This window comes from Streptomyces sp. NPDC050145 (assembly GCF_044460245.1).
GTDB lineage: Bacteria > Actinomycetota > Actinomycetes > Streptomycetales > Streptomycetaceae > Streptomyces.
Genome location: NZ_JBITJS010000003.1, coordinates 398768 through 415448, shown reverse-complemented (window position 1 = coordinate 415448; position 16681 = coordinate 398768). Strand labels below are relative to the sequence as shown.

Below are 16681 nucleotides of genomic sequence, written 5' to 3'. Positions count from 1 at the left end.
GCGCCCCCCCCACCCCCCCCCCACCCCCCCCCCCCCCCCCACCCCCCCCCCCCCCCCCCCCCCCCCCCCCCCCCCCCCCCCTCAACCATATGGACAGAGATCACGCCAGGCTCTGCAACGCCTTCCTGGCCGCGCGCAGGCCGGAGGCGGCGGCCGCGGCCAGCGAGGGGTCGCCGAGGTAGTCGCCGGCGAACCGGATCGGGCCGAGCGGAGCGCGCAGGATCCGCTGGGACGCCTCGCGCCGGCCCGGCTCCCAGTAGGCCACCACACGCGGTTGCCGCTTCACGACCACGCGGTCGATCCTGCCGTCGAGCTCCGGGAACATCCCGAGCAGGTCGCGGGTGAACGCCTCCTGGATCTCCTCGTCGGAGAGCTTGCCGAGATGGTCGGCCGAGGTCCCGCCGGAGAGCAGGACCAGGGCGCCTCCCGGCTTGCGGGGTCCTTCAGCGCGCAGCGGCGCCGCGTGGTTGAACACCATCTGGAAGGACAGCTCCGGCGTCGAGATGCCGTAGTAGTCGTCCCAGCTCTGCGGGCCCTGCTCCTTGGTGAAGATCCCGGCCAGGACGTAGCGGCCGTACTTGATGTCGGCCAGCGCCGAGTACTGGGCGTCCGGCAGTTCGGGCATCATCTCGAGGGCACGGTCCGCGGGGACGGCGACGATCGCACGTTGTGCCGTGAGCCGCACCGGACCGGACGCGTCGGTGTATTCGACGGTCACGCTCTCGTCGGCCCAGGTGATCCGCCGTACCTCGGCGCCGAGCCGCAGCCGGTCCCCGAGGTCCGCCGCGAGGGCGTCGGTGAAGGCCTGGTTGCCTCCCACGGGAAGAGCGAAGTTCGGCACCTTCGCGGCCTTCTCGAGCGCGGTGCCGATGGAGATGGCGAGCTGGCGTGCCGCGGTCTCCTCGGGGTCGCAGCCGATCCACTGCCCCGACCAGGCCCGGAACAGCGCGAACATCTCCGGGGACCGCACGCCCGCCATCAGCGCCTCGTCGCCCGTCCGGGAGTCCAGCCGCTCCCTCATAGCGCGCGCGGCTGCGGCGTTCTTCCCGAAGAGGCGGGCGCAGGCGTACTTGACGCGCAGCCCGACCCGCGCCAGTTCGACTTTGGCCGCGAGCGGCATGCGGGAGCGCAGCAGGAGCAGGGGCGGGTTGTCGGTGGTCACCATCCGGCCCTTGAGGTACAGCGCGGCCTTGCGGCCGGCGAGCGAACCGCGCTCGATCCCGTAGCGGTCCATGACGTCGAACAGCGGGCCCTCGCCCTCGGTGAACTGGGTGCCGATGTTGAGCCAGTAGTCCCCGTGGCGGACCGATTCGACACGCCCGCCGGGCCGGTTCGCGGCTTCGAGGACCACGACGTCGGTCGACTCGGCGGCCAGTGCCGTGCTAGCCATGAGGCCGGCGGCACCGGCCCCGACGACCACGACCTCGCACTGCTCTTCACGGATGTTCGTCTCCCTGTGCATGCGGTGATCGTGCTCGGCGTGCGGCGCGGTGGGCTCGTCCGCCGAGTCAACGCGCCCGGTCGGGGGATGCCACCCGACCGGCCCGTCCTTCCCCCAGCCGGGTGCTGCTCGGCAGCGGGCCGGACCGCCCCGAGACGGTGGCGGTTTGCTGCCTTCGGCCCTCGCGCCGCGCACTGCCGATCGTGACCGGACGTCCGGTCCACCGAGGAGGAGTTCTTCACCATGGGTGATGCCACCGTTTTCGCCGTGCTGAAGGAGCAGGCCGAGCGAGCACCGGATGCTCCCGTCCTCCTGATCGACGGCAAGGAGTGGTCGCGGGCCGAGCTCTTCGCATCGGTGCACGCCGTCGCGGCCGGTCTGCGCACGCTCGGACTCGACCGCGGTGACCGAGGCCTGATCGTCTCGGACAACCGGTACGAGACCGTCGTCGCCTGGCTGGGCGTCGACTGCGCCCGGATGATCGACGTGCCGATCAACCCCGAGGCCCGCGGCGCGTTCCTCGAGTACCTGATCAGCGACTGCGGGCCGCGGGTGATGATCGGGCTCCCGGAGTATCTGCGCGCTGTGGCGAAGGTCGTGCCCGAGCAACCCGAGTTCGCCGTACTGATCGACCCCGACGACGGTGAGCCGCCGTTCGGGCCGGGCACCCGGCACCTCACCTTCGACGAGCTGATCGAGCTGGGCCGCGACGCCACGGTGGAGCCACCGCTCGAGAGCGACGTGGCGACCATGATCTACACCTCCGGCACGACCGGCCCGTCCAAGGGCGTCCTGCTGCCCCACGCCTACCAGATCACCTGGGCCCGCCGAGGCTCGTCCGCCCTCGGAATGCGGGCAGGGCAGACGGTGTACACGCCAGAACCCTTGTTCCACTCCGACGCCCGCTCGTACGTACTCGGCGCCCTCGCCACCGGCGCCCGGGTGGCCCTCGGCAAACGGTTCAGCGTGAGCCGGTTCTGGGACGAGGTACGGGCCGCCGACGCGACGTACTTCGGGTACCTCGGCACCATGCTCTCGATGCTGTACGCCGCGGCACCGAGCGACACCGACCGGGACCATCCGGCCGTGATCGGCTCCGGCGGCGGTGTGCCGGCCGCGCTCCAGCGGGACTTCGAGGAGCGCTACGGGGTCAAGCTGATCGAGATGTACGGCATGACCGAGGCCCTCTGCATCACGATGAACACTCCGGAGCACAACCGGCTCGGCTCGGTGGGTGTCCCCACGCCGGAACTCGAGGTGCAACTGGTCGACGGGGAGGACAAGCCGGTTCCGGTCGGGGAGATCGGAGAGCTGATCGTTCGGCCCCGTTCCCCGCACATCGTGATGGCCGGTTACTGGAACAAGCCGGAGGCGACCGTCGCGGCCTGGCGCAACCTGTGGTTCCACACGGGCGACCGGATGCGGGCCGACGAGGAGGGCTTCCTCTACTACATCGGGCGGCTCAAGGACTCGATTCGCCGCAGGGGCGAGAACGTGTCGGCCTGGGAGGTCGAGGGCGTCGCCAACAAGCACGAGGACGTGCTGGCCGCCGCCGCCATCGGTGTGCCGTCGGAGCTCGGCGAGGAGGACGTCGCGATCCTCGTCGTCCCCCGTGAGGGCCGCACGATCGATCCGCCCGCGCTGCGGGACTTCCTGGCCGCCGACCTTCCCAAGCATGCCGTTCCCCGCTTCATCGAGGTGGTCGACGACCTCCCGAGGACACCCACCGAGCGGGTCAACAAGGACAAGGTGCGGGCGCGCGGCATCACCGAGGCCGCGTGGGACGGCGAAGGACTCCGGGCGTAGACACGGGCGGCGGGCGTCCCCCGCGAGCCGCACTCCCCCAACCGGGCGGATCCCGGCGGCGACCCCGACGGGCTGAGGCCGCACAACCTACGTTTCGCCGCACCAGCTGTCAGCCAAGTCACTCTGGAGGAGCGATGAGCTCGATCAACGACCCCGGTTACACGGTCGCGGACATGGCACTGTGGGTGGACGGGCCGCCGCACGAGGTCTTCGCCGAGATGCGCGGCAAGTGCCCGGTGCACCACTCGGCCGGGATCAACGGCCTGCCCGACGCAGCCGGGTTCTGGTCGATCACCAGGGCCGAGGACATCGCGAGGATCAGCCGCGACTGGAAGACGTTCTCCTCCCACCGTGCCGGGGCCGTCGACCTCACCTGGGAGGGCATGCCCGAGGACCTCCAGGAACTGGCCAAGACGGACATGATCAACCTTGACCCGCCGCGGCACGACCGGCTCAAGCAGCTCTTCCTCGCCGGCTTCACCCAGGAGCGCATCGCGGCCGAGGAGGACAAGGTCCGGCAGGCCGTCACGAACGTGCTCGACCGCCTCGACGGCAAAGAGACCTGCGACCTCGTCAACGACGTCTCGAAGCCCGTCGTGGCCCGCGTCATCCACGGGTTCCTGGGCATCCCCGCGGAGGACGACGCCCGCTGGATCCACAACATCAGCCGCTACATCGCCCTCGACGACCCGCACTTCAACCCCGGCGGCCTCGAGGAGTGGCTCACCGTCTTCATCCCCGACCTGATCGGGCAGTGCGCGGCCCTCATCCAGGACCGCAAGGCCAACCCCGGCGACGACCTCATCAGCATCCTCGTGAACGCGGAGGTCGAGGGTGACCGGCTCACCGACGACGAGATCGTCGCGGGCATGCTGCTGCTCCTCGCCGCGGGCAACGACAGCACCATGGCGACGTACACAAGCGCCATGATCGCGCTCATGCAGAATCCCGGCGAACGCCAGAAGGTCCTCGACGACCCGACGCTGGTGCCCAGCGTCGTCGAGGAGGCGCTGCGGATGTTCCCGGCCTTCACGATGATGCGCCGCACGGCGACGAAGGACACCGACGTCGGCGGACAGGCGATCAAGGAGGGCGACTCGGTCGTCCTGTGGTACCCGTCGGCCAACCGTGACGAGGACAAGTACGAGGACCCGGACCGCTTCGACGTCACCCGCAACCCCGACCACCAGGCCTTCGGCGCCGGCGGCCGCCATTTCTGCCTCGGCAACGCGCTGGCCCGCCTCGAACTGCGCCTGATGGTCGACGAGACGCTCAAGCGCTACCCGCACATGGAGATCGCCGGAGACGCGCCGTTCACCGCGTCGTACTTCGTCAACCAGCGCCAGACCCTCCCGGTCTGGCTCGGCGCCCGCACGAACTGACCTGCCCCACCCTCGAAGAGGAAGCGGAGAAACGTGTCAGACACCCTCGCAGGAACCAAGACGTACGACGTGGCCGTGCTCGGCTGCGGACTCCTCGGCTCGGCCCTCGCCCGCAACTTCGCGGCCCAGGGACTCAAGACCGCAGCCTGGAACCGCACACCGGCCAAGGCCGACGCGCTCGCCGAGGACGGCGTGAGCCCGGTCCATGACATCGACGAGATCGTGCGCGCCTCGCGGCTGGTCGTGGCCGTCACAGCGACGTACGCGACCACCCGCGAGGCCATCGCGGGAGCCACCGACTGGACCGGCACCACCCTGGCCAACATCGGCACCGGCACGCCGGCCGAGGCCGAGGAGATGAAGGCCTGGGCCGACGAACGCGGTGTCCCCTACCTCGACGGCGCCGTGCTCTGCTACCCGCAGCAGGTCGGCACCGAGGGCGGCCTCGTCCTCTACTCGGGCTCCGCGGAGGCCTGGGCAGAGCATGAGCGCGTGCTCAAGGCCCCCGGCCCGCACTCCGCCCTCGTGTCCGAGAACGTGAAGGCGGCGAGCGTCCTCGACGCCGCGGTCATCGCCGGGTTCTACTCCGCCGCACTCAGCGCGTACGTCGAGGCGTCGACGTACGCGCTCGACCAGGGCGTCGCCCCCGAGACCCTGAACGCCATCAGTGAGCTGTCGTTCCAGACCCTGGCCGCCACCGCCCGGGAGGCGGTGGACGCCATCGCGAGCGACCGGCACGCGACCGACGTGGCCACGCTCGGTGTCTACGCCGAAGGATGTCGCGCCGCCCTCGGCACCATGCACGCCGCCGGCCACAAGGCCCGACTGCTAGCGGCCACCGTGGAGAACCTCGGCGAGGCCGAGCGGGCGGGCCTCGGCGGGCTCGGGTTCTTCGCCTCCACGAAGATCGCCCGCACGGGCGCCTGACCCTCCCCTTCCGTCAGGCGCCGAGCCCTGGACCACGGACCCACCCGACGGGGTGACCGCGTGGTCCAGGGCTCTTCCTTCTGCCCCCGGATCCCTGCGCGTCTCCCCCAGGTGGGCACAGTGCCGCCCGCGCGGCCGTCGGCCTCGGCCCACCGCGCCCAGGATGCGGCCATGACTTCCTCCACTTCTGACCAGGGCGCACCCAAGAAGGTGCTCGTGACGGGCGGCGCCGGCGAGATGGGCGCGTACGCGTGCGGCGTGCTCGCCAAGGCCGACGAGATCGCCGAGGTCGTGGTCGCCGACCGCGACGCGGCGAAGGCGGCGAAGCTCGCCGCCGACCTCGGCCCGAAGGCCACCCCGCTGACCCTCGACATCTCGGACACGCGGGCGCTGGCGCGGGCGCTCGCCGATGTGGACATCGTGCTCAACTGCGCGGGCCCGTTCTACCGGTTCGGCCGCGAGGTCCTCGCCGCCGCCATCTCGGCCGGCACCGACTATCTCGACATCTGCGACGACTGGGAACCCACCCTGGAGATGCTCGAGCTGGACGACGCCGCCCGCGCGGCGGGCGTCACGGCGGTGATCGGCATGGGCGCCAGCCCGGGCACCAGCAACCTGCTCGCCGTCCTGGCCATGGACGAGTGCGACACGGTCGACCGGGTCTACACGTCGTGGCGCGCCTCCGCGGCCCACTTCCCCCGCCCCACCGCCGGCCAGGAGTTCCCCGAGGCGACCGCCGCCATCGAGCACTGGGTGCACAACTGCACGGAGCCGATCAAGATCTGGCGCGACGGCGGCCTCGTCGACGCGCACGCCCTCGAGGAGCTGACGCTCGCCTACCCCGGGTGGGGCGAGGACGCGGTCTGGGTGTGCGGCCACCCCGAGCCGCTCACCCTGCCCAGGGTCCGGCCCGAGGTGCGCGAGTCGCTCAACGTCATGAGTGCGCGCCGCGGGCTCATGGACGGCATCGGCGGCATCGCCGAGCGGGTCCGCTCCGGAGAGCTGAACGTCCGTCAGGCCTCGGACGCACTCCTGCGGCAGCCGAACCTCAGCGGCAAGGCCGCCGGCCCTTCACCGAGTCTGCCCAGCAACATCTTCGCCATCGCGGAGGGCACCAAGGACGGCGCCCGTGTCCGCGTAGGCGCCCAGGCCCTGGTCCAACCCGAGGGCAACATGGGCGAGATGACGGGCATCCCGCTGGCCGTCGCGACGCTGATGGCCGCCCGGGGCCAGGTGAACAAGCCGGGCGTGCACGGTCCCGAGGGGGCGATCGACCCGAAGACCTTCTTCAACGACCTGGCCCAGTTCGCCACGGAGCCTCCCGCGCCCGGCGTCGCGGTGTACGAGGTCGCCACGGACGTCCTCGACGGCTGACGACACTCGGCGGCCCGGCGCCGGATCGGCCGCCGGCGGGCGGCCGGCGCCCTTGGAACTCAACGGCACGGATCGGAGCAAGGACCACGTGAACACAGCAAACAGAGATCCCCTCACCTTTCTGTCCGGGAGCGGGTGGGTCGAGCGCCCGACGGAACTCGAACCGTCCCTGATCGGCGACGTGGAGTGTGACGTCGCAGTGGTCGGCGGCGGACTCGGCGGGATGGCCGCCGCGCTCCGACTCGCGGAGCTCGGCCAGGACGTCGTACTCGTCGAGGCGGACCTCTGCGGCTGGGGAGCCAGCGCCCGCAACGCCGGGTACATCACTCCGACCCTCGGCAGCGACCCCCGGATCCTCAACCGCTTCTACGGCGACAGGGTGCGCGGGCTCTACAAGTTCGCCGGCCACTCCGTGGACTTCACCGAGAAACTCATCAGCCGGCACGGGATCGACTGCGGCTATCGGCAGACCGGCAACATTGCGGCCGCGCCGACCGCCGCCGCATTCCGGCGCATGGCGGCCCACACCAAGTCGGGCCGCCGCTCGGTGGTGGGGGACGCCGCCCAGCTCGGCATCCCGCCCGCCTTCCCCGGCGGCCTGCACATCAACGTCGGCGGCATCCTGAACCCGGGTCAGTTCGCCCTCGGCGTCCGCGAAGTGGTGCGTGCTTCGGGTGTCCGCGTCTTCGAGCGGAGCCCGGTCACGAGCGTCACCGACAGCGGCGACCGTGTCCGGATGGAGCTGCCCGGCGGACGGATCCGGGCCCGCCGGGCGATCCTGACCACCAACGCCTTCACCGGCGAACTGCCGATCACACCACGCAGTCTCAGCACCCCGGTCTGGGTGACGGCGGTCGAGACCGAGCCCGTCTCCGACGCGGAGATGGACGCCGCCGGCTGGACGAGTCGCACCCCCATGACGACGAACCATTTCGTCATGCAGAGCTTCCGGCCGACGGACCGCGGGACAATCGTCTTCACGACGCGGAGTCTGCAGACGGCCCGGCGACCGCGGGCGGACCGGATGCCCGACCAGGCCGTGGTGGACGACCTGGTGCGCGGGTTCCGGGAGCGCTTCCCCACGCTGACCGACGTCGCCCCGGCGCGCGCCTGGGGCGGCTGGATCGGGCTCACGCCGTCCAATATGGCGGTCGTAGGACAGCTGACACCCCGCGTGCACTACTCGATGGCCTGCAACGGGCACGGGCTGCCCCAGGCGCCGTACCTCGGCACCCTGCTCGCCGACCACCTCGTCGACCAGGACATGCACGAAGACCTGGCCGCGGTCTGGAGAAGGTCCCGCCGGTTCGCTCCGGGGATCGTGAACCCGGTGACGCTGCGCCTGGGTTGGCTCGCGGACCGTTTCGGCGACCGGGTCGACCGCCTGCGCCGATGACCATCCGAAAGATCGCAATTTCCACCCTGATCCAAGAAGGAGCCTGACCACTCATGTCCGAATCCACTCCCCCCCTCGGCACCGTGATCGTCGTCGGCGGCGCCGGCGCCATGGGCCGCTGGGCCGTCCGAGGAATCGCCAGGCTCGGCACGGCCGAGAAGGTGCTCATCGCCGACATCGACGTGACCCGCGCCCAGCGGCTCGCCGACGAGGTCGGCGGTCCGTGCTCCCCCCTGGGCCTCGACGCCACCGACCCGGCAGCGCTGCGGCGGGCCTTCGCCGACTGCGACGTGGTCCTCAACACCATGGGCCCCTTCTCGAAGTTCGCCCGGCCCATCGTGGCGGCGGCCATCGACAGCGGCTGCGACTACCTGGACATCGACGACGACTGGGAATCCACGGTCGATGCCTACGAGTTCGACCCTCAAGCCCGCGAGAAGGGCCTGCGCGTCGTGAAGGGCATCGGCGGCAGCCCCGGCATCTCCAACCTGGCCGCGGCACTGGTCGCCCGCCGGCTCGACAAGGTCACCGAAATCTTCACCGGCTGGTCGATGCGTGGCGCGGTGCTCGAGGACGAGCCGGCCTACCCGTCGACCAGCGGGGCCGGCGCGGCCGTCGAGCACTGGCTGATCCAGATCAGCGGGTCGATCCGGGCCTACCGCGACGGCGCCGAGAAGGACATCGAGCCCCTCGCCCCCGTCGACCTCACGTACCCGGGCAAGGGACAGATCCGGGCCTACACGGTCGGCCACCCCGAGGCCATCACCCTGCCCCGTGCCTTCCCGACGGTCGCCGACTCGACGAACCTCACGTCCGGCCCCGCCTGGGTCTTCGAGCACGCGCGCAAGGTCGCGGCCGACTACGACGCGGGCCGCGTCACCCTCGCCGAGGGCGCCGCCCGCCTCGGGGACATGCCCGCGCCCCCTTCCGACGCACCCCGGACCCGCGACCCGCTCGCCCAGGTCTGGGCACTGGCCCGCGGGGAGCGCGACGGGAAGCCGCTCGCCATCTCGGTCGAACCGGCGTCGATGCCGCCCGGGAAGATGGGTGGCGGCACCGGCGCGGCACTGGCGGTAGGACTCGAACTGCTGCGTCAGGGCCGCATCAGCAAGCCTGGCGTGCACGCCCCGGAGAACGTCATCGACCCCCACGACTTCTTCTCCGTGTTCCTGGAGTTCGTCGAGCCCGCTGTCGCGTCGGTGGACGACCTCCTGATCATCCACGAGGGCCCGGTCGGCTGATCCCCCAGCCGGGTGTGATCGCGCTCGGAAAGCCCGCAGGTCACCATGTGGTCGGCGAGCATCTGGACATGACGATTCAGAAGATCAACCCGGACACCATCGCTCGCCCGCACGGCCACGCGCAGGTCATCGTCGCCACGGGCGGCAAGCACGTCTACATCTCGGGCCAGATAGCCATCGACGTCGACGAGAAGCTGCTCGGCGAAGGGGACTACGAGACGCAGGGCTACCACACGGTGAAGAACGCCTACGCGGCCGTCACCGCGTCGGGCGCCTCGCCGAAGGACGTGGTCCGGCTGATGGTGTACGTCGTGGACCCGACCCAGGAGAACCTGGACAAGCTCTACGGCGGACTGGCCCGAGCGGTCTCCGAGGCCGGCGGCTCCACCACCGCGATGACCCTGATCGGCGTCGTCGGCCTGTCCACGCCGGGCGCCCTGGTCGAGGCGGACATGACCGCGATCACCGACTGAGGCCGTTGCCACCTCGCCGAGGACGGCTGATGCCGACCGTTGGCGTTCGTCATCACGTCTGAGCAGCGCGGCGGTTCGGGCAGTGCGGTCGCTCACGCCGGCGGGTCGGCCCCTGCAGGCGGCACGGCTGGGTGGGGTGGTTCTGGGTCCACCGCTGTGGGGGTGCTGGACCGCTGGTGGGCCGAACGGGCCGTTCATAGCGTTGTGTTCATGATGGATGAGACGAACGAAGAACGAAAAGGTGCCACCCGGCGGGCGGCGCTGCGCGGGCTGGGACTCGCGGTGGGGAGCGCGGCGCTGGCCACCGGGCCCGGAACCTCGCCGGCCGGGGCGGCCCCTCGTCGCGGGCCCGTGACCTACGTGCTGGTGCACGGTACCCACAGCGCGGGCGCGTTCTGGACGCCGATTGCGCGGGAGCTGGTGCTGCGCGGCCACCGGGTCGTCATGGCGGACCAGCCGTGGCACGGCGCGGAGGCTTTCGTGGCGGAGTCGTACCAGCGACAGGACCTCACCGCGATGGCGGTCGAGCCCTCCCCGCTGAACGGCCTCGGTCTGGACGACTACGAGGCGCGTGTCACGGACATCGTGCGGCAGGCCGCACGGAACGGCCCGGTGGTACTGGTGGGGCACAGCCTGGGTGGCGTGTCGGTCAGCCGTGTCGGCGACGCCGTCCCGCACCTGCTTCACCACATCTGCTACATGGCGGCCTTCTGCCCCAGCCGCGCCCTGCCCACCGCGGACGCCTGCACAGCGGCGCCCGAGAACGCGAACGCCGTCAGCCCGGTGGAGCTGACAGTGGGTGACCCGGACCGGCTCGGGGTCCTGCGGCTGAACTTCCGTACGGGTGTCAGCGGTGAGTTGGCCCTCCTGAAGGAGATGATCTGCGCGGACTACTCCGACGCCGACTTCCGCCGGATCCTGGCCGGCATGCAGACCGACGAGCCCGTCGCCGCCTATGCGGGCCGAGCGGTCGGCCGGGCCGACCACTGGGGACGCGTTCCCCGCACGTACCTGCGTTTCGGCAGGGACCGTACGATCGCCACCGCGCTCCAGGACAGAATGATCGCGGAAGCCGACGCGTCCACACCCGGCAACCGCTTCCACGTACACGATTTCCCCAGGGCGTCACATGTCGGCCCCCTGGATCCCACCCCGGCCGCGGACGTCCTCGACGCGCTCGCTCGGCCAGGGGCCAAGGGCTGCTGTTGATGACCAACCATCACCGGACCCTTGAAACTCACCAGGTCCGCTCTTCGCTCCCCGGACGATTGCGCGCTCAATGACGGGTCGTGCCACCCACTCGTGGGGTGTGCGGGCTGGGCCGAGGGGTGCGCCCCGCCGCGTGGTGCAGGCGGTGAGTATCTCTGCGGGAGACCCGATAGAGCACACACTGGCGAAGCGGTCCCTCAGGCGCACTCGGATCCTCGAAGTCGTCGGCCGGGTCCCGGGTCATACCGATCCGGCGCATCACTGCCTGGGAGCGAAGATTGTCGACGGTCGTCGACGCAACCACTTCCGGCAGCCCGAGGGCTTCGAAACCGAAGGCCAGGCAGGCCAGGGCGGACTCGGTGGCGTAGCCGTGACCCCATGCGGAACGGATCAACCGCCACCCGACGTCCACCCCCGCGAACGGCATGTCCTCGCCCACCTTGTCCAAGCCCGCGCGGCCGATGAACTCACCAGTCTCGCGTGCTTCGAGCGCCCACCATCCAAAACCTCGCTCGTCGAACTCGGCCTGCATGAGTGCCACCGCGGCATCGCTTTGCTCCCGCGTCAGCAGTTCCCCCAGGTGTTCTCGCACTTCGGGATCGGCGTTCATCGCCGCCCACGGTTCGAGGTCGGACTCCCGCCACGCGCGGAGCAGTAGACGATCGGTACGCAACTCTGGCATGCCACCCAGCCAACCCGATCGAGATCAGGGCGTCGATCGGTTATGTGGGCCCTGACGGCTACACCTTGGCAGACAAGACCTACACGTAGGTCTGCCGCAGCACGCGCTCGAGCTGGGCGCCGTCTCCGAAGTGTCCAGGTGTCAGGGTGAGAGCGAGGGGCCGGCATCGTCCCTCGGCGGCGAGGTGGATCTTGGTCATGATCCTCCGCGGGAGCGTCCCAGGCATGGGCCGATCCACCGCTGTCGAGTCCACCGACACATCCCGGACGATCCGGCCCTCCGCATTCGTCGGATCACCACGACCCATTTCCGCCAAGCGTGGCCCCAACACCCCAGTCACGTCTGGAGGTCCGAGAAACACGGCCACGGCGCAAGGACCGGTGCACCGTGCCGCAGGGGGCCGTGCGGCACCCGACCGGACGGCTCGGCACAAGGCCACTCGCCACCAACCTTCACACCTTTGCCGCATATCCTCCACTTGCCTCAGAACTGATTTTCGCCAACACCGCTACGGCGTGGCGAACTTGACAATGCGTCAACTTAGTCCGGTGATACGATCTTGGGCACATGCCAAGCGAGCTTTCTCCCTCGGCATGGCTACACCCAGGGGACTCTCCGAGTGGTGAAGGCCACCCACAGCCGAGGGTCCGCCAAGACCGATTCCGCGAGCTGGACTCCAGCCGCTCAAAGAGAGTCACATGACGAATTTTTGGCAGGATCCGACAGTCTGGGCGCTTGCTGCCGGCGTCCCTGTCGCCGCCACGGTTGTCGCTCGCCAGCAGAAGACGATCAAGACGTTGCGGCGTCAGAAGCAAGACCTGCAAGGCGACTTCAGCCAACTGCAAAGCAGTTACAGGCACCTCGAGTCCGCCCTCGAAGAGCTGCAGAACGGCTACGCCGAGGCAGCCCGGCAGGCCAAGGAGGAGGCGGAGAGCGCCACCAACACCGTACTGAAGTCCGCGATGCAGACACTCCAGGGCCTCGCCGCGGAGCAGCAGCGGGCCCTGTCCGGGCTGCAGAAGAAGTACGGTGACTCGCCGGTACTGCAGGACATGCTGGACATCGACCACATGAACGCTCAGTTCAACCGGCGCGCGCAGTCCATCGCCGTTCTGTGCGGCGGGTGGCTCGGCCGGCAGCGGGAGGCGGCGTCGGTCTATGACGTGATCCGCGGAGCGCAGGGCCGTATCCGGCACTACGAGCGCATCGACGTCCTGTCACAGGTGGACTTCGCGGTGACCAGCCGCGCCGTCGAGCCGATCGCACTGACGATGGCCGAACTCCTCGACAATGCCACCAGCTATTCGGCGCCGACATCCCTGGTCGAGGTCAATGTGCGGACCGTACCCAAGGGTGTCTGCATCGTGATCGATGACGCCGGGGTCGGAATGAGCGAGGAGGAGAAGACGAACGCCTCGGTCCTCTTGTCCAGAGGGTCCGCGGTGAGCGTCTCCGAACTCGGTAATCCTCCGGCGTTCGGCTTCGCGGTGATCGGTGCGTTGTGCGCGCGCTTCGGGTTCACGGTCACCATCGACAGCACCTCTCCGTACGGGGGCGTCCGTGCGGTGGTGATGGTGCCGAGGGAGATGCTCACCGACATGCCGGAGCCGAAGCAGCCCAGCGCGACCCGAGTCGTCAGTTCGCGTGCGGACGCGAGCAGTTCGGCTCCCACCACGACGTCGGAGGGGCTGCCCAGGCGCAGGAACAAGCGCGGCATGGCACTCGTGACAGACGGACCGGCCGACGACACTTCTACACCGCCCGCAAGGTCCCCGGAGGCCCGGGTGGCGGCGATGGGGGCCTTCCAGCGTGGCACTGTCGACGGCCGAAGTGCTGAGGCGACGACCGTCGATCGCAAGTCCAGTCCTGCCGATTCACACGAAGGAACCGATGCCCCGTGAGCGACGACCTGTCCTGGATGCTTGAGGACGCGCTGGCGATTCCCCACGCTCTCCACGCGGTCCTGATCTCTGCCGACGGCCTGCAGATGTCCCGCACGGCGGACATCGGCCGGGACAACGCCGACAAGGTGGCCGCCGCGGTGAGCGGCCTGCAGTCGCTCAGCCGGTCGGTCGGCTTCTTCTGCGGTGACGACCGTGAGGCCTGGCGTCAGACACTCATCGAGTTCGACGGTGGCTGGGTCTTCCTCAACGCGGCCGGTGGCGGTTCCTACCTCGCCGTAGCGGCGTCCGCCGAGGTCGACATGGGGGACATCACGTACCGGATGCAGCAGCTCGTCAGCCGACTGGGCAAGGCGATGTCGACCGGCCGCCGCAACGACCCGGTCACCTCATGACGGATTCCGACCGTATCGATCCCGAGATCGAGACCGAGGCCGGCGAATTAGTCCGGCCCTACGTCATCACCCGTGGGCGTGACCTGCCCGACGAGAACGAGTTTTCCCTGATCACTCTCGTCACGACGGCCAGCGACGAGCGGCAGCGCCCCCAGAGGCTCTCGCCCGAGGAGCAGCAGGTCCTGGAGATGTGCTCCAACGGCTACCTGTCGGTCGCCGAGATCGCCGGGCACTCCCAGCTGCCGCTCGGCGTCGTCAAGGTCCTGCTCAGTTCCCTCGCCGAGGGCGGCTATCTGGTGACCCGTGCACCGGTGCCCTCGGCTCGACTCGCCACCAGAACTCTCCTTCAGGAGGTGCTCGATGGCCTCAAGGCCCTCCCTGTCTGAGGACGCGTACGTGCGCAGCGGCGCACAGCAGACCGCGGTGAAAATCTTGGTCGTCGGGCACTTCGCCGTCGGCAAGACCACCTTGATCGGCTCGCTGTCCGAAATTGTTCCCCTGTCCACCGAAGAGCAGATGACAAGCCTCTCGGAGGACGTGGACGACCTCAAGGGAGTACAAGGAAAGACCACTACCACCGTCGCTCTGGACTTCGGTCGCCTCACCCTCAGCGAGCGGATCGTGCTGTACCTGTTCGGGTCTCCTGGACAGCAGCGGTTCGTCGACCTGTGGGACGACATGGCCCGCGGATCGCTGGGGGCCCTTGTCCTGGTGGACCCCGAGCGGCTGGCGGACAGCTTCGAGGTCATGGATCTGGTGGAGCGCTACGGCCTCGACTACGCCGTGGCCATCAACCAGTTCGACGGCGGCGTGAGGCACACCCCCGAGGCGGTCCGGGAAGCGCTCGACCTGCTGCCCGACACCCCGGTCGTCACCATCGACGCGCGCGACAAGAGATCGTCCGTGAACGCACTGATCACCATGGTCCGCTACCTGCAGAAGCGCGCCGCCCTGGAGCACGCATGACTACGCCCCCCGTACCTCCGCCCGGCTGCCCCGCACACGGCACCGGCCTGCGCATACCCCTTGACACACCGGAGTTCGCCGCCGACCCGCACGCCTACTACCGGTACATGCGCCAGTTCGGCCCGACGACGCCCGTCACCATCGCACCCGGTGTGGACGCGACCCTGGTGACGGACTACAGCGCAGCCCTCGACCTTCTGCAGAATCCATCGACGTTCCGCAAGGACTCACGTCGCTGGCGTGCGTTGGGTGAAGGCGTGATCAGCCCCGACAGCCCGGTCCTGCCGTTGCTGGCCTACCGGCCCAACTGCATGTTCACCGACGGCGCCGAGCACCTGCGCCTGCGTCAGGCCATCACCGAGTCCTTCGCCCGAGTCAGCAACAGCCGACTGAGCCGGATCGTCAACCAGGCCGCCCAGTTCCTCATCAACCATTTCAGCGCCCGCGGATCGGCCGACCTGCTCAGGGACTACGCCCAGCAGCTCCCCCTGTACGTGTTCAACGAACTCTTCGGCTGCCCGGCGGAGATCGGCGACCGGGTGCTCTTCGGCATCGCCGGCATGTTCGACGGAGTCAACGCCGAACAGGCCAGCCAGGTCCTGCTCCAGGCGGTCAGCGAACTGGTGGCGTTGAAGCGTGCCCAGCCGGGTGAGGACATCACGTCCTATCTGATGCAGCACCCGGCGCAGCTGACCGACGAGGAGCTGGCCCATACGCTCGTGCTGCTGCTCGGAGCGGGCGGGGAGCCGGAAGGCAACCTCATCGGCAACAGCTTCTACACGATGCTGACCAACGAGGAGTACACGCGTAACGGGCAGTTCGACAAGGCCCTTGACGACACCCTGTGGCGCAACGCGCCCATGTCCAACTACGCGCCGCACTACCCGGTGGTCGACACCGACGTGGCCGGCGACAAGGTGCGCGCCGGTGACCTGGTCCTGGTCTCCTTCGGTGCCGCGAACACTGCGCTGGCGGATCAGGGAGCCGACACGCGCGGACACCTCGCCTGGAGTGCGGGACCGCATGCCTGCCCGTCGAAGGAACCGGCCCGGCTCATCGCCCTGACCGGTCTGGAGGCGCTGTTCAACGCGCTGCCCGACGTCGAGCTCGCCGTCCCCGCGGACAGCCTCGTCTGGCGGCCCGGCCCGTTCAACCGAGCCCTGGCATCCCTGCCCGTGCGCTTCGGCGCGGTCACCCCGCGCCCCGCGGCCCAACCGCAGCCCACGGCCACGTCACAGCACGACCAGACGCGCGTCTCCGTAGCGCCCCAGCCCGCGACTGCGCAGGCCACCGGTGGCAAGCCGGGGCGCTGGAGCAGCTTCAGGCGGTGGCTGATGGGCGAGTAGCCCCTCTGTGACGCAGGTGACACGGGGAGTTGTCGAGGCCTGCATGGAAGATCAACAACTCGGGTAGGACAGCGCGGAGTGTCTGGAGTGACACAAGTTGAAGGAGAGGCAGTGGACCTCGCAACCTCCGCGTTCCGTACCG

Annotated in this window: 15 protein-coding genes; 13 read left to right on the top strand and 2 right to left on the bottom strand. The window is 69.7% G+C overall.

All coding sequences use genetic code 11. The features are described 5' to 3' along the window. Positions 1-100 precede the first annotated feature (100 nt). Entirely contained in the window at positions 101-1462 is a 1362-nt protein-coding gene (locus ACIBTU_RS08570) for a flavin monoamine oxidase family protein (RefSeq protein ID WP_399125213.1), read from the bottom strand. Between the two features lie 222 nt (positions 1463-1684). On the opposite strand from ACIBTU_RS08570, the gene ACIBTU_RS08565 reads away from it, so the two are divergent. The 8 genes from ACIBTU_RS08565 (at position 1685) to ACIBTU_RS08530 (ending at position 11249) form a co-directional block, all read left to right on the top strand. After that, the gene (locus tag ACIBTU_RS08565; RefSeq protein WP_399125212.1) at positions 1685-3247 is read left to right on the top strand and encodes an AMP-binding protein; all 1563 of its coding nucleotides are present in this window, start codon (positions 1685-1687) and stop codon (positions 3245-3247) included. A gap of 134 nt (positions 3248-3381) precedes the next feature. After that, positions 3382-4629, top strand: coding sequence for a cytochrome P450 (locus ACIBTU_RS08560; protein ID WP_399125211.1), 1248 nt, complete (start codon positions 3382-3384; stop codon positions 4627-4629). A gap of 33 nt (positions 4630-4662) precedes the next feature. After that, on the top strand, positions 4663-5556 hold the full coding sequence (locus tag ACIBTU_RS08555) for an NAD(P)-binding domain-containing protein (RefSeq protein ID WP_399125210.1): 894 nt from the start codon (positions 4663-4665) through the stop codon (positions 5554-5556). Positions 5557-5727: 171 nt separating this feature from the next. Beyond that, complete coding sequence (locus ACIBTU_RS08550; protein WP_399125209.1) at positions 5728-6930, top strand: saccharopine dehydrogenase NADP-binding domain-containing protein; 1203 nt, start codon at positions 5728-5730, stop codon at positions 6928-6930. Between the two features lie 88 nt (positions 6931-7018). Further along, positions 7019-8326: an NAD(P)/FAD-dependent oxidoreductase gene (locus ACIBTU_RS08545; protein ID WP_399125208.1), complete on the top strand. Its 1308-nt coding sequence runs from the start codon at positions 7019-7021 to the stop codon at positions 8324-8326. 53 nt (positions 8327-8379) lie between these two features. Continuing rightward, a complete protein-coding gene (locus tag ACIBTU_RS08540) occupies positions 8380-9567 on the top strand; it encodes a saccharopine dehydrogenase family protein (RefSeq protein WP_399125207.1) in 1188 nt (395 codons plus the stop codon). Between the two features lie 68 nt (positions 9568-9635). Next, positions 9636-10040 carry a RidA family protein gene (locus ACIBTU_RS08535; RefSeq protein WP_399125206.1) on the top strand — a complete coding sequence of 135 codons (405 nt, stop codon included), beginning with the start codon at positions 9636-9638 and terminating at the stop codon, positions 10038-10040. A gap of 204 nt (positions 10041-10244) precedes the next feature. Then, on the top strand, positions 10245-11249 hold the full coding sequence (locus ACIBTU_RS08530) for an alpha/beta hydrolase (protein ID WP_399125205.1): 1005 nt from the start codon (positions 10245-10247) through the stop codon (positions 11247-11249). A gap of 67 nt (positions 11250-11316) precedes the next feature. Here ACIBTU_RS08530 and ACIBTU_RS08525 read toward each other — a convergent pair whose 3' ends face one another. Next, the gene (locus ACIBTU_RS08525; RefSeq protein ID WP_399125204.1) at positions 11317-11931 is read right to left on the bottom strand and encodes a GNAT family N-acetyltransferase; all 615 of its coding nucleotides are present in this window, start codon (positions 11929-11931) and stop codon (positions 11317-11319) included. A gap of 698 nt (positions 11932-12629) precedes the next feature. Between ACIBTU_RS08525 and ACIBTU_RS08520 the strand changes: the two genes are divergently transcribed. The 5 genes from ACIBTU_RS08520 to ACIBTU_RS08500 are packed head-to-tail and all read left to right on the top strand — an operon-like array spanning position 12630 to position 16539. Next, entirely contained in the window at positions 12630-13832 is a 1203-nt protein-coding gene (locus tag ACIBTU_RS08520) for an ATP-binding protein (RefSeq protein ID WP_399125203.1), read from the top strand. Further along, positions 13829-14227: a roadblock/LC7 domain-containing protein gene (locus ACIBTU_RS08515; protein WP_399125202.1), complete on the top strand. Its 399-nt coding sequence runs from the start codon at positions 13829-13831 to the stop codon at positions 14225-14227. Before ACIBTU_RS08520 ends, ACIBTU_RS08515 begins: the two co-directional genes overlap by 4 nt. After that, positions 14224-14613 (top strand): DUF742 domain-containing protein, encoded by a 390-nt coding sequence (locus tag ACIBTU_RS08510; protein ID WP_399125201.1) that lies wholly within the window; start codon positions 14224-14226, stop codon positions 14611-14613. The genes ACIBTU_RS08515 and ACIBTU_RS08510 overlap by 4 nt, the downstream gene beginning before the upstream one ends. Further along, on the top strand, positions 14588-15193 hold the full coding sequence (locus tag ACIBTU_RS08505; RefSeq protein ID WP_399125199.1) for a GTP-binding protein: 606 nt from the start codon (positions 14588-14590) through the stop codon (positions 15191-15193). The genes ACIBTU_RS08510 and ACIBTU_RS08505 overlap by 26 nt, the downstream gene beginning before the upstream one ends. Further along, positions 15190-16539 (top strand): cytochrome P450, encoded by a 1350-nt coding sequence (locus ACIBTU_RS08500; protein ID WP_399125198.1) that lies wholly within the window; start codon positions 15190-15192, stop codon positions 16537-16539. The genes ACIBTU_RS08505 and ACIBTU_RS08500 overlap by 4 nt, the downstream gene beginning before the upstream one ends. Positions 16540-16681: the final 142 nt, after the last annotated feature.

Bases quoted from the DNA above. Each gene is read 5' to 3' on its own strand.
- ACIBTU_RS08535 (WP_399125206.1), top strand. From the start codon at position 9,636: ATGACGATTCAGAAGATCAACCCGGACACCATCGCTCGCCCGCACGGC.
- ACIBTU_RS08540 (WP_399125207.1), top strand. From the start codon at position 8,380: ATGTCCGAATCCACTCCCCCCCTCGGCACCGTGATCGTCGTCGGCGGC.
- ACIBTU_RS08520 (WP_399125203.1), top strand. From the start codon at position 12,630: ATGACGAATTTTTGGCAGGATCCGACAGTCTGGGCGCTTGCTGCCGGC.
- ACIBTU_RS08570 (WP_399125213.1), bottom strand. From the start codon at position 1,462: ATGCACAGGGAGACGAACATCCGTGAAGAGCAGTGCGAGGTCGTGGTC.
- ACIBTU_RS08550 (WP_399125209.1), top strand. From the start codon at position 5,728: ATGACTTCCTCCACTTCTGACCAGGGCGCACCCAAGAAGGTGCTCGTG.
- ACIBTU_RS08505 (WP_399125199.1), top strand. From the start codon at position 14,588: ATGGCCTCAAGGCCCTCCCTGTCTGAGGACGCGTACGTGCGCAGCGGC.
- ACIBTU_RS08525 (WP_399125204.1), bottom strand. From the start codon at position 11,931: ATGCCAGAGTTGCGTACCGATCGTCTACTGCTCCGCGCGTGGCGGGAG.
- ACIBTU_RS08565 (WP_399125212.1), top strand. From the start codon at position 1,685: ATGGGTGATGCCACCGTTTTCGCCGTGCTGAAGGAGCAGGCCGAGCGA.
- ACIBTU_RS08510 (WP_399125201.1), top strand. From the start codon at position 14,224: ATGACGGATTCCGACCGTATCGATCCCGAGATCGAGACCGAGGCCGGC.
- ACIBTU_RS08560 (WP_399125211.1), top strand. From the start codon at position 3,382: ATGAGCTCGATCAACGACCCCGGTTACACGGTCGCGGACATGGCACTG.
- ACIBTU_RS08500 (WP_399125198.1), top strand. From the start codon at position 15,190: ATGACTACGCCCCCCGTACCTCCGCCCGGCTGCCCCGCACACGGCACC.